The sequence below is a fragment of the Fluviibacterium sp. S390 genome, from assembly GCF_049800695.1.
In the GTDB taxonomy this organism is placed as follows: domain Bacteria; phylum Pseudomonadota; class Alphaproteobacteria; order Rhodobacterales; family Rhodobacteraceae; genus Meridianimarinicoccus.
The window spans coordinates 18109-43395 of the sequence record NZ_JBNAFN010000010.1 but is presented as its reverse complement, the minus strand read 5'-3'; the positions used below and the strand labels follow the sequence as shown (position 1 = coordinate 43395).

At 66.1% G+C, this 25287-nt stretch carries 15 protein-coding genes; 4 read left to right on the top strand and 11 right to left on the bottom strand.

Translation table 11 applies throughout. The annotated features are described in order from the left end of the window. The 3 genes from mmsB to chvE form a co-directional block, all read right to left on the bottom strand. The gene (gene mmsB, locus ACP15K_RS09930) at nucleotides 1-1233 is read right to left on the bottom strand and encodes a multiple monosaccharide ABC transporter permease (RefSeq protein ID WP_193142969.1); all 1233 of its coding nucleotides are present in this window, start codon (nucleotides 1231-1233) and stop codon (nucleotides 1-3) included. A 12-nt stretch (nucleotides 1234-1245) separates the two neighbouring features. Beyond that, on the bottom strand, nucleotides 1246-2766 hold the full coding sequence (gene mmsA / locus ACP15K_RS09925) for a multiple monosaccharide ABC transporter ATP-binding protein (protein ID WP_424990417.1): 1521 nt from the start codon (nucleotides 2764-2766) through the stop codon (nucleotides 1246-1248). 71 nt (nucleotides 2767-2837) lie between these two features. Then, nucleotides 2838-3893 (bottom strand): multiple monosaccharide ABC transporter substrate-binding protein, encoded by a 1056-nt coding sequence (gene chvE / locus ACP15K_RS09920; RefSeq protein ID WP_193142967.1) that lies wholly within the window; start codon nucleotides 3891-3893, stop codon nucleotides 2838-2840. Between the two features lie 154 nt (nucleotides 3894-4047). Here chvE and ACP15K_RS09915 point away from each other — a divergent pair, with 154 nt between their 5' ends. Then, entirely contained in the window at nucleotides 4048-4965 is a 918-nt protein-coding gene (locus tag ACP15K_RS09915) for a LysR family transcriptional regulator (RefSeq protein WP_424990416.1), read from the top strand. A 17-nt stretch (nucleotides 4966-4982) separates the two neighbouring features. On the opposite strand, the gene ACP15K_RS09910 is transcribed toward ACP15K_RS09915, so the two are convergent. Continuing rightward, on the bottom strand, nucleotides 4983-6413 hold the full coding sequence (locus ACP15K_RS09910) for an aldehyde dehydrogenase family protein (RefSeq protein ID WP_424990415.1): 1431 nt from the start codon (nucleotides 6411-6413) through the stop codon (nucleotides 4983-4985). A gap of 97 nt (nucleotides 6414-6510) precedes the next feature. Then, nucleotides 6511-7887: a glutamine synthetase family protein gene (locus ACP15K_RS09905; RefSeq protein ID WP_193142964.1), complete on the bottom strand. Its 1377-nt coding sequence runs from the start codon at nucleotides 7885-7887 to the stop codon at nucleotides 6511-6513. A 653-nt stretch (nucleotides 7888-8540) separates the two neighbouring features. Here ACP15K_RS09905 and speB point away from each other — a divergent pair. Continuing rightward, nucleotides 8541-9509 carry an agmatinase gene (gene speB, locus ACP15K_RS09900; RefSeq protein ID WP_193142963.1) on the top strand — a complete coding sequence of 323 codons (969 nt, stop codon included), beginning with the start codon at nucleotides 8541-8543 and terminating at the stop codon, nucleotides 9507-9509. Between the two features lie 96 nt (nucleotides 9510-9605). Here the strand turns inward: speB and ACP15K_RS09895 are convergent, their stop codons facing one another. Genes ACP15K_RS09895 through ACP15K_RS09870 form a run of 6 tightly spaced genes read right to left on the bottom strand, consistent with a single transcriptional unit; the run spans nucleotide 9606 to nucleotide 21703 of the window. Further along, nucleotides 9606-10778: an acyl-CoA dehydrogenase family protein gene (locus tag ACP15K_RS09895; protein WP_424990414.1), complete on the bottom strand. Its 1173-nt coding sequence runs from the start codon at nucleotides 10776-10778 to the stop codon at nucleotides 9606-9608. Between the two features lies 1 nt (nucleotide 10779). Beyond that, complete coding sequence (locus ACP15K_RS09890) at nucleotides 10780-14547, bottom strand: non-ribosomal peptide synthetase (RefSeq protein WP_424990413.1); 3768 nt, start codon at nucleotides 14545-14547, stop codon at nucleotides 10780-10782. Continuing rightward, on the bottom strand, nucleotides 14544-18707 hold the full coding sequence (locus tag ACP15K_RS09885) for an amino acid adenylation domain-containing protein (protein ID WP_424990412.1): 4164 nt from the start codon (nucleotides 18705-18707) through the stop codon (nucleotides 14544-14546). The genes ACP15K_RS09890 and ACP15K_RS09885 overlap by 4 nt, the downstream gene beginning before the upstream one ends. Next, nucleotides 18704-18958 carry a phosphopantetheine-binding protein gene (locus tag ACP15K_RS09880; RefSeq protein ID WP_193142959.1) on the bottom strand — a complete coding sequence of 85 codons (255 nt, stop codon included), beginning with the start codon at nucleotides 18956-18958 and terminating at the stop codon, nucleotides 18704-18706. Before ACP15K_RS09880 ends, ACP15K_RS09885 begins: the two co-directional genes overlap by 4 nt. Before the next feature lie 15 nt (nucleotides 18959-18973). Beyond that, nucleotides 18974-20506, bottom strand: coding sequence for an amino acid adenylation domain-containing protein (locus tag ACP15K_RS09875; protein WP_424990411.1), 1533 nt, complete (start codon nucleotides 20504-20506; stop codon nucleotides 18974-18976). Between the two features lie 9 nt (nucleotides 20507-20515). Next, a complete protein-coding gene (locus ACP15K_RS09870; RefSeq protein WP_193142957.1) occupies nucleotides 20516-21703 on the bottom strand; it encodes a HupE/UreJ family protein in 1188 nt (395 codons plus the stop codon). 163 nt (nucleotides 21704-21866) lie between these two features. Between ACP15K_RS09870 and ACP15K_RS09865 the strand changes: the two genes are divergently transcribed. Continuing rightward, complete coding sequence (locus tag ACP15K_RS09865) at nucleotides 21867-22949, top strand: SAM-dependent methyltransferase (protein WP_424990410.1); 1083 nt, start codon at nucleotides 21867-21869, stop codon at nucleotides 22947-22949. A gap of 135 nt (nucleotides 22950-23084) precedes the next feature. Then, complete coding sequence (katG, locus tag ACP15K_RS09860) at nucleotides 23085-25280, top strand: catalase/peroxidase HPI (RefSeq protein ID WP_193142955.1); 2196 nt, start codon at nucleotides 23085-23087, stop codon at nucleotides 25278-25280. The last annotated feature ends 7 nt before the right edge of the window (nucleotides 25281-25287 follow it).

The window sequence follows — 25287 nt, the reverse complement described above, 5'->3', positions numbered from 1 at the left end:
TCAGCCCTGCTTGTTCTTGTTGTAAACGTCGAAGATGACGGCCGCCAAAAGCACCAGACCCTTGATCATCTGCTGATAGTCAATGCCGATGCCCATGATCGACATGCCGTTGTTCAGCACCCCCATCAGGAAGGCCCCGACCACGGCGCCGACGATCTTGCCGACCCCGCCGGACATCGAGGCACCGCCGATGAACACCGCCGCGATCACGTCCAGTTCCAGCGCGAACCCCGCCTTGGGCGTCGCCGTGTTCAGCCGCGCGGCGAACACCAGACCGGCGATGGCGGCCAGAATGCCCATGTTGACGAAGGCCAGGAAGGTCAGCCGCTCGGTCTTGATGCCCGACAGCTTGGCGGCCTTCTGGTTGCCGCCCAGGGCATAGACCCGGCGGCCCAGCACCGTCTTTTCGGTCAGGAAAGCGTAGATGATGGTCAGCACGCCCATGGTGATCAGCACATTGGGCAGGCCCCGGAAGGTGGACAGCTTGTACATGATGAAGATCAGCGCCACGCCGACGATGGCATTGCGGGCGATGAAGAAGCTGCGCGGCTCGTCCATGATGCCGTAAGCCCGGTTGCGGGCGCGCTTGCGCATGCCGATCCAGAGAATGATGGCCGCCGCGACGATGCCGGTGCCAAGCGCCAGCACGTTCACCTGCCGGGCACCGAACAGCGGCGCGAGGCTTTGGCCGATGGCCGCCGGGAAGGCATCCGGCACGAAACCGTTGGCGATCACCTGGAATTCGCGCGGGAAGGGACCGACCGACTGGCCTTCCAGCAGCAGCAGCGACAGCCCGCGGAACACCAGCATGCCGGCCAGCGTCACGATGAAGGACGGGATCTTCCAGTAGGCCACCCAATATCCCTGCGCCGCGCCGATCAGCCCGCCGCAGACGATGCAGATGGCGATGGCGACCAGAATGGGTATCTCGTGGTTCACGATCATCACGGCCGCCAGCGCGCCCACAAACCCCATGACCGAGCCCACCGACAGGTCGATATTGCCCGACACGATGACGATCAGCATGCCAAGCGCCATGATGATGATATAGCTGTTCTGCAGCAGCAGGTTGGTGATGTTCACCGCCCGCAGCAACGTGCCCTGCGTCATGATCTGGAAGAAGACCATGATGGCGATCAGGGCGAACAGCAGCCCGTATTCGCGCAGGTGCGCCTTCAGGTAGTCGGTGACGCTCTTGGTCGGTTCGTTGTCCGTGGTCTCAGCCATAGCCATGCCCCGGTCTCCTTATTCTGTCACGATGAGCGACATGATGCGCTCCTGGCTGGCGTCCTTGGCCGAAAGCTCGCCCACCAGCGCGCCTTCGTTCATGACGTAGATGCGGTCGCACATGCCCAGCAGTTCGGGCATCTCGGAAGAGATCATCAGCACGCCTTTGCCCTGCGCGGACAGGTCGTTGATGATCCCGTAAATTTCGAATTTCGCGCCGACGTCGATGCCGCGCGTGGGCTCGTCCAGGATCAGCACATCGGGCTGTGCGAACAGCCATTTCGACAACACCACCTTCTGCTGGTTGCCGCCCGACAGGTTCATGACCCGCTGGAACACGCTGGGGGTGCGGATGTTCATCGCCTTGCGATACCGCTCGGAAACCTCGGTTTCCTCGTTCTCGTTCAGGATCCCGACCGAGGACACGCCCGGCAGATTGGCCAGCGTCACGTTGCGCTGGATGGTTTCCTCAAGGATCAGACCCAGGCTCTTGCGATCCTCGGTGACATAGGCCAGCCCGGCCGCAATCGCCTTCGGCACGTCCGAGACATCGGCCTTCTGGCCGCGGATCCTGACCTCGCCGCTGATGTTGCGGCCATAGGACTTGCCGAACAGGCTCATCGCCAGTTCGGTGCGGCCCGCGCCCATCAATCCGGCGATGCCCACCACCTCGCCGGCGCGCACGTTGTACGTGGCATCGCGGATGACCTGGCGGTCGCTGTGCTCGGGATGCCAGACGTTCCAGTTGGAAACCTCCATCAGCATGTCGCCGGCACGCCGTTCGCGTTCGGGGTAGCGATGCGCCATGTCGCGGCCCACCATGTCGCGCACGATGGCGGCTTCGGTGATCGGCTGGGCCTTGGCATCCATGGTCGACACCGTGGTGCCGTCGCGGATCACCGTCACGCTGTCGGCAACGCGGCGCACCTCGTTCAGCTTGTGGCTGATGATGATGCAGGTCACGCCCTCGGCCTTCAGTTCCAGCATCAGGTCCAGCAGCGCCTGGCTGTCGGATTCCGACAGCGCCGCCGTCGGCTCGTCGAGGATCAGCAGCCGGACTTCCTTGGACAGCGCCTTGGCGATCTCCACCAGTTGCTGCTTGCCGACGCCCAGCTTGTCGACCAGCGTCGAGGGCGCCTCTTTCAGCCCGACCTTGCGCAGCAGTTTTTCGGTCTGCTGGAAGGTGGACTGCCAGTTGATGATGCCGCCGCGCGCCTGTTCGTTGCCCAGAAACAGGTTCTCGGCGATGGACAGAAGCGGCACCAGCGCCAGTTCCTGGTGGATGATGATGATGCCCTGCCGCTCGCTGTCCGCGATGTCGCGGAACTGTGCCAGCTGGCCATCATAGTGAATTTCGCCGTCGTAACTGCCCGCCGGATAGACCCCGGAGAGCACCTTCATCAGGGTCGATTTGCCAGCACCGTTTTCGCCGACCAGCGCGTGGATCTCGCCTTCGCGGACGGTCAGCTCGACCTCATCCAGCGCCTTGACGCCCGGAAAGGTCTTTGTGATCGAACGCATTTCCAGAAGCGCAGACATGCCCAATCCTCATCTGTCATCGCGACCTGCCCGAAGCGGTGTTCGGGCAGGTCGGAAATTGCCCGTCGGGCTTACTGGATCTGGTCCATGGTGTAGTAGCCGGAGTCGATCAGACGCTCTTCCCAGTTGGCCGCGGTCACCGGCAGCGGCTCCAGCAGATACGAGGGCACCACCTTGACGCCGTTGTCATAGGTCGAGGTGTCGTTGATCTCGGGCTCGCCGCCCGCCAGCAGCGCATCGGCCATGCCCACGGTCACACCGGCCAGCGACCGGGTGTCCTTGAAGATGGTTGAATACTGCTCGCCCGCCAGGATCGACTTGACCGAGGGCACCTCGGCGTCCTGACCGGTCACGATGGGCATCGGCTGATCGCCCGAGCCATAGCCGACGCCCTTCAGCGACGACAGGATGCCGATGGACAGCCCGTCATAGGGCGACAGCACCCCGTGCACGGTCTGGTCGGTGTAATGCGCGGACAGCAGGTTATCCATGCGCGCCTGCGCGACCGAACCGTCCCAGCGCAGCGTGCCGACGGTGTCCATGCCCATCTGCCCCGACGCGATGTTGATCGACCCGTCGTCGATCAGAGGCTGGATGACGCTCATGGCGCCGTTGTAGAAGAAATAGGCGTTGTTGTCGTCGGGCGAGCCGCCGAAGAGTTCCACGTTCCACGGCTTTTGATCGCCGAAGCGTTCGTTCAGCCCGTTGACAAGGTTGGTGGCCTGCAGGACGCCGACCTTGAAGTTGTCGAAGGTGGCGTAATAGTCGACGTTGCCGCTGTCGCGGATCAGGCGGTCATAGGCGATGACCTTGATGCCCAGGGCGGCGGCGTTTTCCAACGCGTTCGACAAGGTCGTACCATCGATGGCGGCAATCACCAGAACATCGACGCCCTTGGTGATCATGTTCTCGATCTGGGCCAGTTGGTTGGGGATATCGTCTTCGGCATATTGCAGGTCGGTCTCATATCCGGCCGCGGTGAATTGCTCGACCATCGAGTTGCCGTCGGAAATCCAGCGCGCCGAGGATTTTGTCGGCATCGCGATGCCGACCTTGCCTTCGGCATAGGCCCCACCAGCAAGCAGGACGACAGCACCGGCCGAAGCCAGGAGCGATTTGAAAGTCATGTTGTTCCTCCACATGTTGCGCCCGTTGTTCTTGTGTTGGCGCGGTCTCCCTCGAACCTTCACGAGGTCCGTTGGGGCAGCTAACAGCCGGTTGACATAGCAATCAATTCGTATTCTCTGCGATCTGCATACCATTTCTGTTATACGGTCATTCATGGACATCGCTCACCGCCTGAAACCGAACCAGTTGCGCCTGCTGATGACCATTGCCGAAACCGGGCAGTTGCAGTTGGCCGCCAACAGGATCTCGGTGTCGCAGCCTGCGGCCTCGCGCATTCTGGCGGATGTTGAGAAACTGGTCGGCGGCGCGCTGTTCACCCGGCATCCCAAGGGGATGGAAGCCACGCCGTTGGGCGCCATCTGCATTCGCCACGCCAAGGTGATCCTGGAAGAGATGGATGAACTGGCCGCGGATGCCCAGCGGTTCAACGAGGGCAAGATCGGCCATGTGCGCGTGGGCACGGTCACAGGCCCTGCCGTCGGCACGCTGATGCCGGCCATCCAGAAGGTGAAGGCCGAAGCTGCCGATATCGAAATGACGATCGAGGTCGGCCCCTCGACGGAACTGGTTCGGGGCCTGATCGCGGGCCGGTTCGACTTTATCATATCGCGGCTGCCGGCGGGCTATGACAGCCGCGATTTCCGCCTGCATCCGGCCCGCAGCGAGGAAGTGACCTTCCTGGTCCGGGCGTCGCATCCGCTGGCGGCGCAGCGCGCGGTCGCGTTGACCGACCTGCTGGACAGCGAATGGGTGGTGCAGGTGTTGGGCTCACCGATCCGCGAGGCGGTCGATTCCGCGTTTCTGACCCATGACCTGCCCGCGCCGTCGCGGGTGACCAACACCGCGTCGCTGCTGGTGGCACTGTCCATGGTGCAGGCGTCCGACATCATTGCGCCGCTTTCGCGCGAGGTCGCCGCGATGTTGTGCGAAGGCCGCTTGAACGCGGATGTGGTCACGCTTGACCTGGCCACGCCGATCACCGTGCCGCCCTGTTTCGTCATTCAGAACCGGGAACAGCCGGTGACCCGCGCCGCCGAAAAAGTCTTCGCGGCGGTGTTCGAATTTCTCTGAGGCGCGTGGCGGCGCGGTCAGCGCCCCGCGATGGCCTTGACCTCGCAGAAATCGGCGATGCCGTGGAGACCGCCCTCCCGCCCGTTGCCCGATTGCTTGTAGCCGCCGAAGGGTGAGCCCTGGCCCAAACCCGCACCGTTGATCAGCACGGTTCCCGCGCGCAGATCCCGCGCCACGGCCATCGCCCGGTCGGGATCGGCCGACTGCACATAGGCTGACAGTCCATACAGCGTGTCATTTGCCATCGCGATGGCCTCGGCCTCGCTGTCATAGGGGATCAACACCAGAACCGGGCCGAAGATTTCCTCGCGCGCGATGGTCATGTCGTTGCTGACGTCGCCAAAGACCGTGGGTCGGACGAAATAGCCATCTTCCAACCCGTCCGGTTTGCCGAGGCCGCCGGCCAGAAGGGTTGCCCCCTCCGCGATGCCCTTGGCGATCATCGCCTGAACCCGGTCGAATTGCATGTCCGAGGCCAGCGGGCCGATGTGACGCCCGGGTTGCGCGGGGTCACCGACCATCGTCGTGCGGGCGGTGTCGGCGGCGATCTCGGCGGCCTTGGCGTACAGCGCGCGGGGCACCAGCATCCGGGTCGGCGCGTTGCAGCTTTGCCCGGTGTTGTTGAAGCACTGGCGTACCCCGCGGCGCACGGCCTTTTCCAGATCCACATCGTCAAGCAGGATGTTGGGGGATTTGCCGCCCAGTTCCAGCGTCACCCGCTTGATGGTCGCGGCGGCGGCGCGGCCGACCTCGACCCCGGCGCGGGTGGAGCCGGTGAAGGACACCATGTCCACATTCGGATGGCGGCTCAGTTCTGCCCCAACCGTCGGGCCGTCGCCGTTGATCAGGTTGAAGACCCCGGCAGGCACCCCGGCCTCGTCCAGGATCTCGGCAAACAGCAGCGCCGACAGCGGTGTCAGTTCCGAGGGTTTCAGCACCATCGTGCATCCCGCCGCCAGCGCCGGAAGGACCTTCAGCGCGATCTGGTTGGCGGGCCAGTTCCAGGGCGTGATCAGCGCGCAAACGCCAATGGGCTCATGGCGCAACAGGTCGCCCGCTGGGTTGATTTCCTCGAAGGCAAACCGCTTTGCAGCTGCAACCACCCCGTCCAGATTGCCAAGCCCGGCCTGCGCCTGCGCCCGGCGGCTGAGATCGATAGGCGCGCCCATCTCGGCGCTGATGGCTTCGGCCATCTCGTCGTAGCGCGCTTCATATCCCGCGCGGATCGCGGCCAGAAGATCCAGACGTTCGGCCAGGGTGCTGCGCGCAAAGCCGGGAAAGGCGGCGCGGGCGGCGGAGACGGCAGCCTCCACATCCGCGGCAGTCCCCAGTGCCACCGTGGCAATCGGTTGGGCGGTGGCGGGATTGATGACCGGCAGCGTGTCGCGGCCCTGTGGTGCCACCCATGCGCCGTTGATGTAGAAGCGGTCGGTGTGCAGTTTGGTCATCCCAGTCCCCTTGGTCGATGCGGCGGGCGGCCCCGCGGTTGTGATTCATAGAACCAGCCCCGCCGGACGGGCGCCAGCCGTAACCGCGCGGCAGGGTCTAGACGTTCAGCAGCAGGTGCTTGCGCTCCCACGGCGAGATTTCGCGCTGAAATTCGTTCAGTTCGGCCAACTTGATGGCGGACAGCACGGCGCAGAACTCGGCCCCCAGCAGCGCCCGCATCTCATGCGCCTCGTTGAAGGCGGCCAGCATATCGAACGGGCCCTCGGGCAGGATCGCGCCGTCGGTCCAGATCTCGCCCTGCGCGGCGCGGCGCGGCGCGATGCGGTCGGTCATGCCCTTCAGTCCTGCCGCCAGCGAAGCCGCCAGCGCAAGGTAGGGGTTCGCGTCAATGCCGATGACGCGGTTTTCCACCCGCCGGGCTTCGGGGCGGGCATTGGGGATGCGCAGACCGGTGGTGCGGTTGTCGTGGCCCCATTCCATGTTGGTCGGCGCGCTCATCCCGCCGGTCAGGCGACGGTGGCTGTTCACATAGGGCGCGATCAGCGGCATGACTTCCATCAGGTGGCGCTGCGAGCCGCCGATGAAGTGATAGAAAGCCTCGGACTCCGACCCATCCGGGTTCGAGAAGATGTTCTGTCCGGTGCGCTTGTCCAGCACGCTTTGATGAATGTGCATGGCCGATCCGGGCTGGTCGCGCATCGGCTTGGCCATGAAGGTGGCGAAGAACTTGTGCTTCAACGCGGCCTCGCGGATCGCGCGCTTGAAATAGAAGACCTGGTCGGCCAGCGCCATCGGGTCGCCGTGCATCAGGTTGATCTCGATCTGCCCGGCGCCGCCTTCCTGGATCAGTGTGTCGATGTGCAGACCCTGATCCTCGGCATAGTCATAGATCGTGTCGATGACCTCGCCGTATTCATCGACGGCCACCATGGAATAGGCCTGCCGGGCCGAGCCGGGGCGACCGGTCCGTCCCACCGGCGGCTTCACCGGATCGTTCCAGTCGAGGTTTGGCGAGATCAGGTAGAATTCCAACTCCGGCGCGACAATGGGCTGCCAGCCGTGTTCGGCATAGCGATCCAGCACCCGTTTGAGCACGTTGCGCGGCGCGATGGACACCGGGTTGCCGTGCCGATCCTCCAGATCGCAGATCACCTGTAGCGTGGCATCCGCCGCCCAGGGCACCGCCGAGGCCGTGGACATGTCCGGGCGCAGCACCATGTCGACCTCAGTCCACTGGTTCTCGATCCCCGCAATATCGACGTATTCGCCGCTGACGGTTTCATAGAACAGCGAGGTCGGCAGGGCATAGGTCTGCTCGGGCGAGAACTTGTGCGACGGCATCGCCTTGCCGCGGGAACTGCCGACAAGGTCGGGAACGATGCACTCCACCTCTTCCAGGCGGCGGTCGCCGCGATAGGTCAGGAACGGGGCTGGAAGGGCTGCCTGCCAGTCGGAAGAAGGGGCGGGGGCCATGGAAAATCCTTGGGATGGCCTGCGGGCGCGATCCCGGCGGGAGGGCGGCGCAGAGGGTACAGACTTCTGCAGATCTGGCGATCCGGTGCCGAGCAGACAAGGGCATCGAGTGATGATTTCAGACAGAATCGACGGATTTCACGCAAGGGCACGGACGCCATATGGGGCCATCGTGCATAAAAGACTATCACAAAGTTCGGCGATCGCGTGCAAAGGGCGTCGCGCGCCGCCGCGTGCCGGATTGCACCTCCCGCGCCATGGTCTTCCGGCGGCAGAATGATCAACTGGTCATACGGATGACGGGAAAAATGCTGATTGCTCGGCGGCCCTTGCACTCCGCAGAGGTCGCGCCGTCAATTGGCGAGATCGGGTCTCATGGGCACGCTTGTTCAGCGGGAACCGGTTGACAAGAGCCCGATAATTGATACAAATAATCATAAGAGTATCACAAATCAGCAAAAGCTACAAGAAAAGGGGCCCGTGGCCAAGTCCGGCCTAGAGCCACGGCGTTCAGCACCGCCCGGGATTGACAGCTATCTGACGGTGGTGGGACGTCTGAACCGACGCTTGCCGACCAGCCGGTGGTCCGACCAACCTATACGGTGCGGGGGTCTTGGTGATACGCAAAACACGACCAGCTTGGAGAATGGTTCATGACAAAGGGCGATCAGGCGTTCCGCCGCAAGGATACCGCGCGCGGCCGCTGGCACGAGATGACCTATGGCGGTGCGCTCAGCTTCCTGCGGCGCAACTACAGCCGCGATCTTGCGGGCGTCGATGTGGTGGTGACCGGGGTGCCCTTCGACACCGCCGTGACCTTCCGCCCCGGCTGTCGGCTGGGGCCGCAGGCGATCCGCGCCGGATCGGTGCAACTGGCCGAACTGAAGGCCTTTCCCTCGGGCATCGACCCGTTCGAACTGCTGGACGTCATCGACTATGGCGATGTGCATCTCGATCCGCACCACCCGCAAACCGTGCCCCCGGCGATCGAGGCCCATGCCGACGAAATCCTCGCCAGCGGTGCCAAGTTGCTGACGCTGGGCGGCGACCATTCCATCGCCTACCCGCTGCTGCGCGCCCATGCCAAGCGCCATGGCCCGTTGGCCCTGATCCAGTTCGACGCCCATTGCGACACATGGGACGATGATGGTGTCAGTCTGGACCACGGCACCATGTTTGCCCGCGCGGCCCACGAGGGCATCGTCGATGTCAGCCGCTCCACCCAGGTCGGGCTGCGCACCTATAATGACAGCACCCATGGGTTCGAGGTGCTGACCTCGCCCTGGGTGCATCGCAATGGCATTCAGGCCGCCATCGACATCGCGCGGGCGCGGGCCGGGGATGCGCCGGTCTACATCAGCTTCGACGTGGACGGGCTGGACCCGGCGTTTGCTCCGGGAACCGGCACGCCGGTACCGGGCGGGCTTGCGTCCTGGCAGGCGCTGGAGTTCATTCGCGGTCTGGAAGGGTTGAACCTGGTCGGGCTGGACGTGGTCGAGGTCTCTCCGCCCTACGATCATGCCGAGATCACCGCCATCGCGGCGGCGACCGTGGCGCATGACTGGCTGTGTCTGCTGGCCCTTGCAAAGGGTGCCGAACGGCATCCGGTGGGCCGGGTCTGAAGCGACATGGGATGCAATGGCGGTCTGCAGTCTGCGAACCGGCGAAATCCCGGATCGCGCCGCCGGAACACCGCCTGACGTCTGCGGAAACCGCGTTCAGCTCTTGGCGGCCCAACCGGGCAGGAACTGCGCGATGATGTTGCGCTGAATATCCGAGGTGCCGCCATAAAGCACACCGCCCACCGCGTCACGCAGATCGCGGGCGGCCTCGGCCTCCCACAGGAAGCCTTGCCCGCCCATGGTGCGCACCGCGTCCAGGCTCGAGGCCAGAAGCGCCTCGGAGATATGCAGCTTGGTGATCGCCGCCGCGGCCGCATCCCCGGTGCCGGTCTGCATCTGCCATGCCGCCCGGCGCTGCATCAGATGGCAGGTCTCATAGCGCACCCGCATGTCTGCAAGCCGGTTCGACACCGACTGGTGCCTGGCGATGGGCTGCCCGAAGACGCTGCGCTGCTGGCTGAAGGCGACGCAGGCTTCCAACTGTCGTTTCATGGCCCCGACATGCGCGCAAAGCACCATCTGTCGTTCCCATTCCGACGAACGGGCAAAGATCGACGCGCCTGCCCCTTCCGGGCCAAGACGGGCGCTGTCGGGCAGGCGCACATCGGTGAAGCCAAGGAACCCGGTGGGAATGGTGCGCAGGCCCAGTTTCTCGACCTCTGGGCCGCGCGTGACCCCCGGCAAGCTGGTTTCGACCAGAAATGCGCTGACCCCCCAGGCCCCCGCCGCCGGGTTGGTGCGCGCAAAGACCAGCGCAAGGTCACAACAGGGCGCCATGCCGATGAACGCCTTCTGGCCGTTCAGCACATAGCTGTCGCCGTCACGCACCGCTTCCGTCTGCAAGGCCATGGCGTCCGAGCCCGAGGCCAGTTCGGTCACCGCATCAGCGCCGATCCAGTCCCCCGACAGCAGCCGGGGCAGGTAGCGCGCCTGTTGCGCCTCGGTCCCGAATTCCACCAGCGGCCGCAGAACGGTCCACAGCGTGGCATTCAGCGCCAGCAACACACCTGTGTCGCGGCACCAATGGCCGACCTCGTGCAACACATGGGTTGCGGTCATCAGGTCGGTGCCGTCGCCGCCATGGGCGGTGTCCAGGCCCAGCCGCAGCAGACCGTGGTCGGCGGCGGCGCTCCAAAGGGACCGCCATTCGGCCGCCTCCAGCGTGCCGCGCCGGTCGCGTTCGGCCAATCCGGCGTTCAGATGGTCCTTGGCAAAGTGTCGGGCTGCGGCCCCGCGCTGTGCCATGTCATCGGTGATCGTCAAATCCATCTCAGGGCTCCGCCTCTTCCAACAGCATCCGGGTCAACAGCGCGGTCCATGCAAACAGCGCATCTGTGTCGTGCTGAAGGTCGAAATGGCTGACCTCCAGCCGGGAGTCGCGCCGGTTCGGGCAGGTCTTCGGCAGCCAGCCGCCGGGGTCCAGCAGCGCGGTGCCGTCCCGCGACATCACCAGGTGCACCGGACCGTCATAGCCCGCAGGCCGGTAAGCCAGGAGCGCCGCGCGGTAATAGTGGCCCACCGCCGATAACCGCAGGCGTTCGGCGTCCCCCAGCCCCAGCCGCGCACCGATATTCAGCGCGCGCGACAACAGCGCCGATTTGGCCCGATGGGCCGCTGTCACGGCGGCGGGCGCGTTGGTGCCGCCGCAATCCCACGACGGGTCCAGCAGGAAAACGAAGGGCACCTCGCAGCCCTCATTGCGCAACTGGCGGGCCAGCTCGATGGCCAGCACCGCGCCCATCGAATATCCGCCCAGCCGCACCGGGCGGCCGTCAAACAGGGTGCGGGCAAGGGGCTTCAGCGCGGCCACCATCGCCGCGATATCCTGTCCACGGGGCACCGGCCCGCGCAGATAGCTGGAGAACTGGAACCACAGCGGCGTGTCCGGCCCCAAAGCATGACCCAGATGCGCGCACATCTCGGGGCTGCCGTGGATCATCAGGAACGGATCCGCGTCGCCCTCTGGGTGCAGTCGCGCCAGCAGCCCGTCATCGGTGGTGATGACCTGTCCGGCCGGTCGGGCCTCGATCCGGGCGGCAAGCTGCGACAGCACCGGATGGTCGAAGATCTCATGCGCGGCAAGGGGCAGGCCTGCGGCCTCGGCGGCAAAGACCGCCCGCATGGCCAGCAGAGAGTCGCCGCCAAGGTCGAAGAAATTGTCGTCCGGACCGACACGGTCGATGTTCAGAAGCCCCTGCCAGATCCCGGCCAGTTGAGCGGCGATATAGCCGTCCGGTTCCCGCACGTCGGGCGGCATGGCAGGGCAAAGCTCCAACAAGCCTCGGCGGTCGATCTTGCCGTTGGGCAGACGCGGCAGATCGGGGATCACGCGAATTTCGGCGGGCACCATATGGGCGGGCAGGCGGGCAGTCAGTGCGGCGCGGATCGCCGCCGGATCGCCGGTCTGCACCACCGCCACCAGCCGGGTGCCGCCGGGGGCATCCTCGGCCAGCACCACGCGGTCGCCCAGATCGGGCAGGGTGCCGAGGGCCGCTTCAACCTCGGCCAGTTCCACGCGGTGGCCCCGGATCTTGACCTGCGCGTCGCAGCGCCCGCGATAGAGCACGACCCCATCGGGCCGCCGCACCCCCAGATCGCCTGTGCGATAGGCGCGCGTGTCTCCAACGCCGGAAAACGCCCCGCTGTCGATGTCCGGCCCCCCCAGATAGCCCGCAGCCACGCCGGGGCCGCTGACGGTGATCTCTCCCAGCGTGCCATCCGGCAGCGGCGCGCCATCGGGATCGGTGATCGCGATACGACTGCCGGGAATGGCCCGGCCAATGGGCACGTCATCGCCGCCGTCATGCGCGGCCGTGTCGAACGCGGTACACCAGACCGTCGCTTCGGTGGGGCCGTATTCGTTGAACAGCCGCGCGCCCAGCCTGTCGCGATGCGCCGCGATCAGGGCGGGCGGCAGCGGTTCTCCGGCGACGATCACGGTGTCGAGTGCGGCCAGATCGCCCGCGGCGGCCGTGTCCAGAAGGTGCTGGTACAACCCCGGCAGGCATAGCATGTGCGAGGGTCCTGTGCTGTGGATCAGCCGCGCAAGGGCGGCAAGGTCGCGGGTGGCCTCGGGCGGTGACAGTACCGCCTCGCCACCGCTGGCCAGCGCCCAGTACAGCCCGGCGACGGAACTGTCGAACCCCAGCGGCGACAGGATCAGGAATGCAGCCGGATCGCCTCCGTAAACTTGCCTGCGCACCCCGGTCGAATAGGCCAGGTTGGCATGGCTGACCTGCACCCCCTTGGGCTGTCCTTGGGAGCCCGAGGTGAACAGCACATAGGCAATCTCCTCCCCCGTCAGGGGCTCCGCCGGAACACGGCCCGATCCGGGAAGAAGGCGCGGCAGGTCGGTCCAGGCGTTGCGCCCTTCGTCTTCTGGCCGGGTCAGCACCGCCTTGGCCGCCACCGTGTCGAGGATGCTTTGCAGATGCGCGCGCGGATAGCTCAGGTCCAGAACCACATAGGCCGCGCCGCGCAGCATCACTCCCAGCATCGCCGCGACACAGGTCGTCGAACGCGCCATGGCCACCGGCACGATATCGCCGGGTCCGATCCCGGCTTCGGCCAGCGCGGCGGCCACCCCTTCGGCAGCCTGCATCAGCGCGCCATAGGTCATCTGTTCGTCGCCGCAGCGCAGGGCGGGGGCGTCGGGATCGCGCGCTGCATGGGCCGCAATGGCCTGTGGCAATGTGGGAAAGGACACCCGCGCTGCAGGTTCGGGGGCAGGGGGCTTGGCGATGCGACGGGCAAGGGCTGCGACCGGGGTTTCGGGGTGCTGCACCGCCTCAGCCACCAGATCCAGATAGTCGCGGGCGAAGGCCTCGGCTGTATCCGGATCATGCACCTCGCGGTTCACATGCAGGTCCAGCGCCGGGGCCGCGCCGGGATGATAAAGCAGCGCCATTGCGTCGGGGCTGGTCACATCGGTGGAAAGGTCGCGCAGGTGCAGCCCTGCGCCTTCGGGCGGCACCGGTGGCAGACCCTGGTAGACAAACAGCGTGTGATAGAGCGGCCCCCCCGCCCCCAACCCGGACCAGCGCATGACGTCGCGCAGCGCGGCGGTTTCGAACGGACGGCGGGTCAGCGCATCGGCGCTGGCCTGCCGGATCAGCTCCGCCACGGGTGCTTGCGGATCGATCTGCAAGCGGGTCGGCAGGGTGCTGACAAACGGGCCGACCATGGTGTCCGCCCCGGCCAGATCCGGCGGCCGCCCCGAGGCCGTCTGGCCGAACACCACGTCCTCGCCCGCGCCGAAACGGCGCAACTGCACCGCCAGCAGGGCCGAGAACACCGCTGGCGGCGTGACCCGCAGGTTGCGGGCCAGCGTGCTGACGGCGCGGTCCAGCGCCGGGTCCACCGGCAAACGCCGCACCTCGATCCGGGTGCTCGCGCCAGAGGGCGCGGCTGCGGGGATCGCCGCCGGCGTGGGCGGGGCCAGCCCGGCAAGATAGTCGCGAAAGAACGCCTCTGCGCCGCTGTCATCACGGCTGACCTGCCATGCCAGCAGGTCGCGAAACGGCGGGGCGGCAGGCACCGGCTGACCGCCGAGGCGGGACATGACCGCCTGCAACAGGATCCGGGCCGACCAGCCGTCGCAGATCAGATGGTGCAGAACCCAAAGGCAGACATGCCGGTCCGGGGCCAGCCGCAGCAGCACCGCGCGCGACAGGGGCGCCTGCCGCAGATCGCAGCTGCGGGCGCGCTCCTGTTCCGCCCTTTCGGCAATCTCGGCCTCTTGCCGCCCGGTCCAGTCTTCGATGGTCACAGGAAGGTCGGTCTGCGGGTGCAGAAGCTGCACCGGCTGCTTCAAGCCTTCCCATTCGAAGGACAGCCGAAAGACATCGCGCGCCGCTGCCGTTGCGCGCAGGGCCGTGGCGAAAGCCTGCGGGTCAAGTGTCCCGTCCAGCGTGAAGCGCAGCACGCCCAGATAGGCGCCCTCGGGGGCATCGCCACGGGTCAGTTCCAGCAGCATCCCGGCCTGCGCCGGCGCCAGCGGCAGGATTTCCTCGACCTCGGGGATTTCGCCTGCGATCACGGGGTGTCCACACGCGCCTTGCGCGCCCGTACCCGGCCCAGGGCGGCCATATCCTCGGCCCCCAGATCGATCAGCGGGGCGCGGGATTTGGTCACTTTCGGGGCGGGTTTCACCGGCGTGGCGCCGTCCACGGCCTGGGCCAGCGCCCGGATGGTCTGATGTTCGAAAACGGCGGTCGAGCCAACCGCAAGACCGGCCTCCCCGGCGGCCAGCGCGATCTGGATGGCCGCGATGCTTTCGCCGCCGATGTCATAGAAATTGTCGGTGACGCCGAAATCCTCGCGCCCGAGCATCCTCTGGTAGATCTCCAGAAGCGCCCGCTCGGTCGCAGTTTCTGCCGGTTCACGGGTGCTGTCGGGGGTGCTGAGCACCGGGTCCGGGCGCGGCAGGGCGGCGCGATCCACCTTGCCATTCGCGGTCAGGGGCAGGGCCGAAAGGCGCACCAGGTGCCTAGGCATCATCTCGCGCGGAAGGCGGGCGGCCAGATGCGCCCGCAACTCTGCCGAATCCACGTCGCCCGCCACATAGGCCACAAGGCCGCCGCGCCGGGGTGGCAGCGCGCGCTCCTCCAACCCGATCTGTGCCAGCAAGGCCTCGGCCTTGGCGGGATCAATGTCGTCGTCCAACTCGCGCAGGGCCTCGTCGCGGGTCTTGTGGCCCAGGCGCACGTCCCAGGCATAGGGCAGGGCATAGTTGTGATAGCCCTCGCGTCGGCTGTGCACATGAATGCCCAGATCGTTGATCAGGCAATTGGTGGACCGGCCGGTATCGCCAGGCCGCACCCAGGGCGCATGGGTGTCCAGGAAGCGGTAGATCTCGGACACCGGCACGTCGATGTAGCGATAGAGGTCGATGAAGCGGATATCCTCAAGCACCTCTTCGTCCAGAAACTCATGGGTTCCCAGCAGCCGGGCGACGCTGTCGTCCATGCCGTGATAGGCCTTGCGGGCGCGCAGCACCACGGCCTCGATCTCGGCGCGGCTGGGGGTCCGGCCCCGGAACAGGTCGGGCGTCAGGCGGGTTTCGAAGAACTGCCCGCGGCTCAGCCCGGTGACGATGGCCGGAATGCCCTCGTCCCGCGCGACCTTCAGGGCCAGTGCGTAGATGGTCTTGAAACAGCCCTGGCAGACGTTCGAAAACCGCTGCAACGAGTCCCGGAAGATCTCGTTCATCGCCGGGGTGGTCAGGAACCGATGCTCCAGCCCCAGATCGGCGGTCATGCGGCGGATGTTGTCCTTGGCCCCTTCGGACAGAAAGCCGTTGTCCAGTGTCAGCACCAGAACGTCGCGGGTCAGATCGGCCAGACGATACAGGGCATAGGCGCTGTCCTTGCCGCCCGACAGCAGCATGATGGCGTCGTGTTTGCCGGTCTTGCGGGCGCGGGCGCGGGCCAGTTCGGCCTGCAGGCCTTCGGGCGTGTCGAAATAGGCCTGCGCCGCATCGCGGATGCCTTCAAACGCGCGGCAGATGTCACAGATGCCCTCGACGTCCAGCGTGACATTGGGAACGGTGTCGCTCAACCCGCAGCGGGTGCAGCGCGCGGCCTTGCCGGTGCCGGGGGTCCAGGCCAGCACATGGGCGGCACTGACGGCGTCATGGCTCAGCAAGGCGGCCTCGACCTCGGCAGGTTCGATGCGCACGCCGGACAGTTTCAACTGCTGGTCGGCCCGGCCCAGATAGTTGACGGTCCCATCCGGGCACAGCCGTGCCAGATCGCCCGAGGCGTACAGCTTCGGGCCGGTGCCAAACGGGTCAGGCCGGAACACGGCGGCGGTCTGATCGGGGTCGTGGTAATAGCCGCGCGCCAGGCGATTGCCGCCGATGTGGATCTCGCCCACGATCCCTTCGGGTACCGGGTTGCCGCCCTTGTCGAGGATGGCGATTGTCATGCCGTCCGCAGGCTGGCCGATGGGCACATTGGCGCCGGTGTCGGTGGCCGGGTTGAACCGGTGCAGCATGCAGCCCACCACTGCCTCGGTCGGGCCGTATTCATTGGCCAGCGTCAGATGCGCGCCCAGCCGTGCCCGTGCCTTGCGACACAGGGCGGTGGTCAGGTTCTCGCCGCCCAGGATCAGCGTCGAGATGCGGCGCACCGGGGAGCCCTGCGCCACCGCCAGCGCCAGATGCGCCGGGGTCAGCTTGACCACATCCACCGCGTCCTGCGCAAAGACATCCAGAATGGCCAGATCGGTGCCGCCGGGGGTTTCCGGATAGACATGGATCGCCCCGCCGGTGACCAGCGGCACGAACAGCGCGGTCAGCGTCAGGTCGAACCCCAGCGCCGAGCACAACGGCATATCGGTTGGCCCCTGTGGTCCATGGCTGCGCGCGACCCAGTCGATGTAGCGGGCAAAGGCGTCGTGGGCGACTTCGACCCCCTTGGGCGTACCGGTGGAGCCCGAAGTGAAGATCACATAGGCCAGCGATCCCGGCCCCGGCGCGGTGGTGCCTTCGGGCAGATCCGCCTCAAGCGCCAGCAGCGGGGCAGTGTCGGATGGCAACAGGGCGCGCCCTGCCGCATCGGCAATGATGGCCGCGGGCTTCAGCCGGTTCAGGATCGCGGCAACGCGGTCGGGCGGCGTGTCCGTGGCAAGGGGCACGAAACAGCCCCCGGCCTTCAGCACCCCCAAAACTGCCGCCGGAAGGCGCAGGCTGCGCCGCGCGCAAATGGCCACCGGGCGATCCGGCGACACGCCAAGGGCCACCAGGGCGGAGGCGAAACGGTCCGACAGGCTGGCCAGTTCTGCGTGGCTGAGGCTGGCATCGCCACAGATCACCGCCGGGGCCGCGCTGCCTGCATGGGTGGCGATGGGGTCGAGCACGGAAGCGGGCGTAGCGGGACTGTCCGGGCCGGTCAGGATACTGTCGCGGTTGTCGGTCAGCGCCAATTGGTTCAACGGCCGCGAGGGACCTTCCAGCGCCGCGTCGATCAGGGACAGGAATTGCGCGGCGGCGGCTTCACCGGCCGGGGCGCTCAGCAGGGCCGCGTTCACATCCATTTCGACCGTAAAGGTGCCGGTGGCATTGAAGTCATAGACATGCAGCCGCAAGTCATGGGCGCCGTCATGGGCGCCAGCCTGCAGCCATTGCACATCCGTTTCCAGACCGGCCAGCGGCGGGATCTGCACCGGCATGAAGTTCAGCACCGCGTTGAACAGCGCCACGGTTTCCGGGGTGCCCGCGCCGGGCCGGGCGTGGCGCAGATAGTCGATGGCCGCGCTCAGGCAGCGGTCGAACAGGGTCTCCAGCGTGTCGCCTGCCTGCACCCCGACCGTCAGGGGCAGCATCTCGATGAACAGGCCGACGGTGTCCTGCTGCGCGGGGGTCAGGCGGTTGTGGAACGGTGCGCCGATGCGGATCACGGTGTCGCCGGTGATCCGGTGCAGCCATCCGGCATAAAGCGCGGCCCAAAGGGCAAAGGCGCCAAGGTCACGGCTGATCGCGGCGAAACGCGGATTGGCAAGGCAGGCGCGCAGGCGGGCGGATCGGTCGGCGCCGAAGTCCAGCCGCAGCCGTTGCGAGGCCGGCTGCCCCGGCTGCCGGGTGGCCCCGTAGGGCGGCGTCATCGGGCGGTGACCCTCGGCCTGCGCCTCCCAGAAGGCGCGGATCGCGGGGTCCGGCGGCGCGGCCCCGGCCAGCGCGCGGGCGTGGTCGGCGAATTGCGGCGGGCTGGGCAGATCGGTCCGGGCATAGGCTGCCCCCATCCGGCGCAGCAAGACAGCCCCCGCCGCCCCGTCGGTCGCGATGTGATGCTGGTTCAGGTACCAAATCCAGTCGCTGTCCCCCAGTTTCAGCAACCGGCTGCGCCAGGTCCCTTGGGTCAGGTCCACCGGGATCGCGGCATCGGTAGCAATCCAGTCGTCGGCGGCGCGTTGCGGGTCGGCCTCGCCACTCAGGTCCAGGACTTGCAGCGCAGGCCCGGCCCCGGCGACGGTCTGGACCGGTTGACCTTGCAGAGTTTCAAACCGCGCGCGCAGCATATCGGCACCGGTCACCACCTGCGCCCAGGCGGCGGCGAAACGGTCCGGGTCCAGCGCCCCGCGCAGTCCGATCCGCCAGACCATGTTATAAAGCGGAGCCTCGGGCGCCAGTGACTGGCCGGTCCAGATCAGGCCCTGGCTTTGCGTCAGCGGAATGGCGACGGTCTCCGGTTCGGTCATGCGCTGTCCTGCCTGTCCATATAGGCGCCGATGGCGTCCAGCGTGGTGAAGTTTTCGATCAGCACATCGGTGGGCGGGACCGGGCGGCCCGCGATGCGCTCGACCTCGGCCACAAGGGCCATGACCGCCAGCGAATCCAGCAGTCCCGACAGCAGAAGCTCCTCGTCACGGGCGACGGCGCGGCCCCGCAGCAGTGTCGTCTCGATAAAGGCTTGCACCTGGGACAGCCGCGCGGCCCTTGGGTCAGTCATCGCTCGGATCTCCGATCATTGTGCAGTGTCCACGGCCAACAGGCGGCGGCGGTCGATCTTGCCGGTGGCTGTGCGCGGGAATTGTGGCAGGACCCGAATGCTGGCAGGCACCGCGTGCGAAGGCAACCGCAAGGCCGCGATCTCGCGCAATGCAGCCTCCTGTGCCGTCTGTTCGGGCGCCAGGCGCACGAAGGCCAGGATGCGCAGCATGTCGGCGGACAGCAGGGCGGCAGCCTCGGACACGGCGGGGTGGGCTTCCAGCGCCAGTTCCACCTCGTCCAGTTCAACCCGGTAGCCACGCAGCTTGATCTGCCGGTCGGCGCGGCCCAGCAGCATCAGCGCGCCATCCGGGCCCCGGCGCACCAGATCACCGGTGCGATAGTACCTTTGCGGCGTCCCGTCGGTGCCGGGGCGGGTCACGAAACAGGTGGCATCCAGATCGGGACGGCGCCAGTAACCGCGCATCATGGCCGGGGTCGCCACCAGAAGCTCGCCGCTGTCCGCTGTCTCGCCATCGATCAACAGATCGGCATGGGCGCAGGCGTAGCCGATGGGCACCGGGGCAGTCGGATCGGTGCCGTCGGGCGCATGGTCCCAATGGGTGACGCCATTGACCTCGGCCGGGCCATAGAAATTGGAAAACCGCGCATGGGGCAGCACCGCGCGCAGTTCAGCGATGGGGCGCGGCGGCATCGGTTCACCGGCGTGGATCACCAGCCGCAGGGCGCGCAGATCCCGGGCCTCCAGCGCCCCGGCCTCGACCAGGCGGATCAACTGGAAAGGCACGGTATACAGCGTGGTGATGCGCTGATCTTCCAGCAATTGCGCCAGGCTGGCGGGCATCATGGCATGGGCTTCAGGGACCATGACGATGCAGGCGCCACTCAGCAGGCCCGCGAACATCTCCATGCAGGACATGTCGAAATGCAGGGCCGATGTCGCCGCCATCCGGTCTTTCGGACCCAAATCGTACAGGTCGGCGGCCATCCGGGCGAAGGACAGCGCGCTGGCATGGGTGTGCGTCAGCCCCTTCGGCACCCCGGTCGAGCCGGAGGTGAAGATGATGTAGGCAAGGTCGTCGGGGCCAAGGGTTTCACGATGCGGAGGGCTGTCCAGCGCCGCGTCGAAGGGCAGCGTGGTCAGCCCGTCCAGGGGGGCTGCGACCCCGATCACGCTGTGCAGGCCGGTGCCGGGCGCGGCCCTGGCAATCTGGTCGGCGCGGGCCTCCTGCGTGATCAGGACGCCGATGCCGCAATCGCGCAGGATGTGCTGCATCCGGTCCGGGGGCGCGGTCGGGTCAATGGGGACATAGGCCGCGCCCGCCAGCATCACGCCATAGACGGCCACCGGCATCTCGAGCCCGCGCTGCAGGCTGATGCCGATGCGGTCACCGCGCTGGACCCCAAGCGCCTTCAGCCTGCCGGCCAACCGCGCGGCGCGGTCGGCCAGACCGGCGAACGTCAGGGACTGATCGCCAAAGATCACCGCATCGGCTTTGGGCCGGTCCTGCGCCACGCGGGCCAGCCGATCTGTCAGCGAACCCTCCATGTGCGGCCCCTAGGTCCAGGCGGCCAGCAGCTGCTGTTGCAGGCGCCAGAAGATGCCCGAGCTGCGCTCGACGAACCAGACCGCCGCCAGCAGGATGAACACCACCGAGGCCAGCTGGGTTGCCAGCATCGGATAGACCGCCAGCCGCCGCAGCGCGAAGAGGATCGGGAACAGCACGATCACGATGGCCACTTGTCCGATCTCGACCCCGATGTTGAAGGCCGCCAGCCCGATGACCTTGGCCGACGGCTGAACCCCCAGCGGTGCCAGCACGTTGGCAAAACCGAAGCCGTGGAACAAGCCGAACACCAGCACCACCGCCAGCGTGTAGCGATGCATCGACGGGAAGAAGTTCATCACCGCCACCACGATGATCGACAGGGCAATCACCGCCTCCACCAGCGACACCGGCAGCGTCACGATCCCAAGCCCGGCCAGCGTCAGCGTGACCGAATGGCTGAGGGTGAAAACGGTGACGATCTTCAGAACATTGATGAAGGCGGCCCGGAAGTCGTCGACGGGCAGCCACTGACGGTTGTCGGCGCGCAGGACGGCGGGCAGCAGCAGCGCCACAAGGAACACCACGTGGTCGAAGCCCAGCCAGATGTGCCAGATGCCGTGGATCACGAATTCGACGAACACGGTCCACGGCGGGTCGCCCACCAGCGAGAGCCATTGCGCCGGGGCGTCTGCGTTGAAGATCACCGCGATATGGCCTTCGTTGTCCTCGACCCCGGTGCGGGTGTTGTTCTCGATCAACCCATAACCCAGATGGCCGGGGTCCGTGTCCTGGAAGGGCGAGCGGTAGACGACGTTCAGCCCTTCCGGCGTTTCCTTTATGCTCGGCACATCGAAATTCATCTGCACGAACACGCCCTGTGGCGTCGGCAGGAAGGTGTGATCGGTGAATACGACCGGATGATCGGTGCTGCCGTCCTGAAGCGTCAGGCGATCTGCAAAGCGCGCCAGAACGGCGTCGGCCTGAGCTTCGAATTCCTCGGGCGTGGCCTGCCCGTCGCCATCGGCATCCAGCCCCACCAGCCCGTCGAGATCTTCCAGCCGCGCCTCGATCCGGCCCGACAGGGTATCGTCGGTGACCGTGAAATAGACATAGGTTTCATTGAGCCGATGTGCAGCAGCAGGCAGGGCTGCCATCAGCAATACGGCGCAAAGTGCAAAGAAGCCGCGCAATTTCATTCTTTCAATTCTCCTCAACCAGAACATTTCGCAGTGGTACCAACAAACATGTATCTTAAGGAAATATTAGCCTGAATATTTCAAATGTCCGCAAAAATTTGACAAAAAATTTCGCGCGGGCAACGGTTCGGCAGTCGTTCCCAGGGTCTGCCGAGGTTGCCGCGTGACACAGACAAATCATTCCGCCGCGCTTGTGGCGGCCATCCACGATCAGACGGCAGCGCAGGTGGCGTCCGAACTGGGGACTTCCGGGGTCGCGCGCGATCTGGTTGCAGCCTGTGCTGCGATTTCCCGGCGGATGCTGTCGGTGCGCGAAGACGTCACGCGGGCTTGCCAGGCCGCAGGGATAAGCGTTCACCCTGTGGTCGGGCCGGAAGATCACGGCGCTTTGCAGCATCACCAGACCGCCCTGCGCCTTGCCACGCCGGATCTGGGACCGGCGCTGACCGCGCTTGCTCCGCTGGGCTTTGACCTGCCGTTTCAGCCGACGGCGGGGCAGGTGGCCGCAATGGGGCGGTATCTGTCCCGTGTCACCCTTGTGCGCAGCGATCAGGTGACGGCGCGCGTGGTTCTGTATCTGGAGGGGTCGGGCAGCGGATTGCCGGACAAGATGCAGCCGCGGATGGCCGACATTGTGGCACGGCCCCTGCCGGCGGTCCTCGGCTGGGCCTATCCCGCTTTCCGTCTGGCGCGCGTGATGCGCAATCGCCTGTCGGGCCGCAAGGCGCCGCTGTCGGACATCGATTTCCTGGGTACGCCCGCCCCCCTGATCGCCCCGCTTCTGAACGTCGTGGCCCCCGGACCAGAGGATGTTCTGGTCGATCTTGGTTGTGGCGACGGGCGGGTTGTTCTGGCGGCCGCGCAGCAATTCGGGTGCCGCGCCATCGGGGTCGAGGCCAACCTGGTGCTTGTCGCCGCTGCGAAGGACGCCCGCGCTGCGCTGGACCCGGCCTTGCAAGACCGTGTCGAGATCCTGCAGGGTTTTGCGGAAGAGGCCGACCTGAGCCGCGCCACGATCATCTTCCTGTTTCTGCCGACCTATGTGCTGACCTCGATCCTGCCCCGCGTTCTGAGCCGCGCCCGCCCGGGCGCCCGCGTTCTGGTGCACGAACAGACACGGCTGGGCGATCTGCCCGCGCCAACCCGCACGCAGGTTGTGGTTTCCAGCGAAGGGATCAGTGTGGCCCATTTCTGGCAGGTTGCGGAACCGATGGCGGGCGGGTCCGATGGCGGCACCGCCCTATAAGGCAAAATTATTGATTCAATAAAAACATGCTAATTTTCGTTATCGACAAGACTTGATACCCTCACCTCAGAACACACAACGGCGCGATGCTTCGCGACACAAACTTCAAATGAACCGACGATGGGAGAGACGACAATGGACGGAAACGACAGCGGCAAATGCCCGGTCATGCATGGCACGCCAGTGATGGCGGGCAACCGTGGCACTTCCAACAAGGAATGGTGGCCGAACCAGTTGAACCTGAAGATCCTGCACCAGCATTCGGCCAAGCCCGATCCGCTGCGCGGCACGTTCAACTATGCCGAGGAATTCCAGAAGCTGGACCTGGATGCGGTAAAGGCCGATCTGACCGCGCTGATGACCGACAGCAAGGACTGGTGGCCGGCGGATTATGGTCATTACGGCCCGTTCTTCATCCGCATGGCCTGGCACAGCGCGGGCACCTATCGCACCGCCGATGGGCGCGGCGGCGGCTCGTCCGGCAGCCAGCGCTTTGCGCCGCTCAACTCGTGGCCCGACAACGTGCTGCTTGACCGGGCGCGGCGCCTGCTGTGGCCGATCAAGCAGAAGTACGGCAACCGCCTGTCCTGGGCCGATCTGTACGTCCTGACCGGCAACGTGGCGCTGGAATCCATGGGTTTGAAGACCTTCGGCTTCGCCGGGGGCCGCGAAGATATCTGGGAGCCCGAGGACGACATCTATTGGGGCAAGGAAACCGAATGGCTGGCGGACAAGCGCTATTCCGGCGAGCGTGATCTGGAAGACCCGCTGGCGGCCGTGCAGATGGGCCTGATCTATGTGAACCCCGAGGGCCCGGACGGAAACCCCGATCCGCTGGCCTCGGCCGCCGACATTCGCGAAACCTTTGCCCGCATGGCCATGGACGACTGGGAAACCGTGGCGCTGACCGCCGGGGGCCATACTTTCGGCAAGGCCCATGGCGCCGGCGACGCGGCACTGGTCGGCCCCGAACCCGAAGCCGCGCCGATCGAACAGATGGGCCTGGGCTGGGCCAGCAGCTACAAGTCGGGCAAGGGCGTGGATGCCATCGGCAGCGGGGTCGAAGGGCCCTGGACCTCGAACCCCACCAAGTGGGACATGGGCTATTTCGATGTGCTGCTGGGCTATGACTGGGAACTGACCAAAAGCCCGGCAGGCGCGCAGATCTGGCAGGCGGTCGAACTTTCGAACGACGACCACGCGCCGCAGGTCGACGGGTCGGACGCACCCGTCAAGCTGATGATGACCACGGCGGACATGGCCATGAAGATGGACCCGGAATACGAGAAGATCTCGCGCCATTACCATGCCAACCCCGAGGAATTCGCCGATGCCTTCGCGCGGGCGTGGTTCAAGCTGACCCATCGCGACATGGGGCCGAAGTCCCGCTACCTGGGCAAGGAGGTTCCGGCCGAAGATCTGATCTGGCAGGATCCGATCCCGCCGGTGGGTCACGACCTGATCGATGCCGCCGATGTGGCCGATCTGAAGGCAAAGGTTCTGGCCAGCGACCTGTCCAACGCGGCGCTGGTGTCGGCGGCCTGGGCCTCGGCCTCGACCTATCGCGATTCCGACAAGCGCGGCGGTGCGAACGGGGCACGCATCCGTCTGGCGCCGCAGAAGGACTGGGCGGTCAACCAGCCCGACCAGCTGGCACAGGTGCTGTCGGTTCTGGAAGGCATCCAGGCCGACTTCAACGGCGCACAATCGGGCAACAAGAAGGTCTCTCTGGCCGATCTGATCGTTCTGGCGGGCGATGCGGCGGTCGAACGGGCGGCGAAGAACGCGGGGCATGATCTGTCCCTGCCCTTCACACCGGGACGCACCGACGCCAGTGCCGAGGAGACCGATGTGGAGGCGTTCGAGGTGCTGGAACCGCAGGCCGATGGCTTCCGGAACTACGCCAAGGCCGAGTTCACCGTCTCGCTTGAAGAACTGCTGGTGGACCGGGCGCAACTGCTGGGCCTGGCGGCACCGGAAATGACAGTGCTTGTGGGCGGGCTTCGGATGCTGGGGGCCAACCACGGCGGCACCAAACACGGGGTGCTGACCGACAAGTCCGACGCGCTGACCAACGACTTCTTTGTCAACCTTGTGGACATGGACACCGAATGGGCACCGGCCGAGAACGGCATCTATGAAGGTCGCGACCGTGCCAGCGGCGATCTGAAATGGACCGGCACCCGTGTCGATCTGGTGTTCGGCTCGAACTCGCAATTGCGGGCGCTGGCCGAGTTCTATGCCCAGAACGACTCCAAGGAGCGTTTCGTGGCGGATTTCGCCGCAGCCTGGACCAAGGTCATGGAGGCGGATCGCTTCGACGTGAAGTGATCGCGAT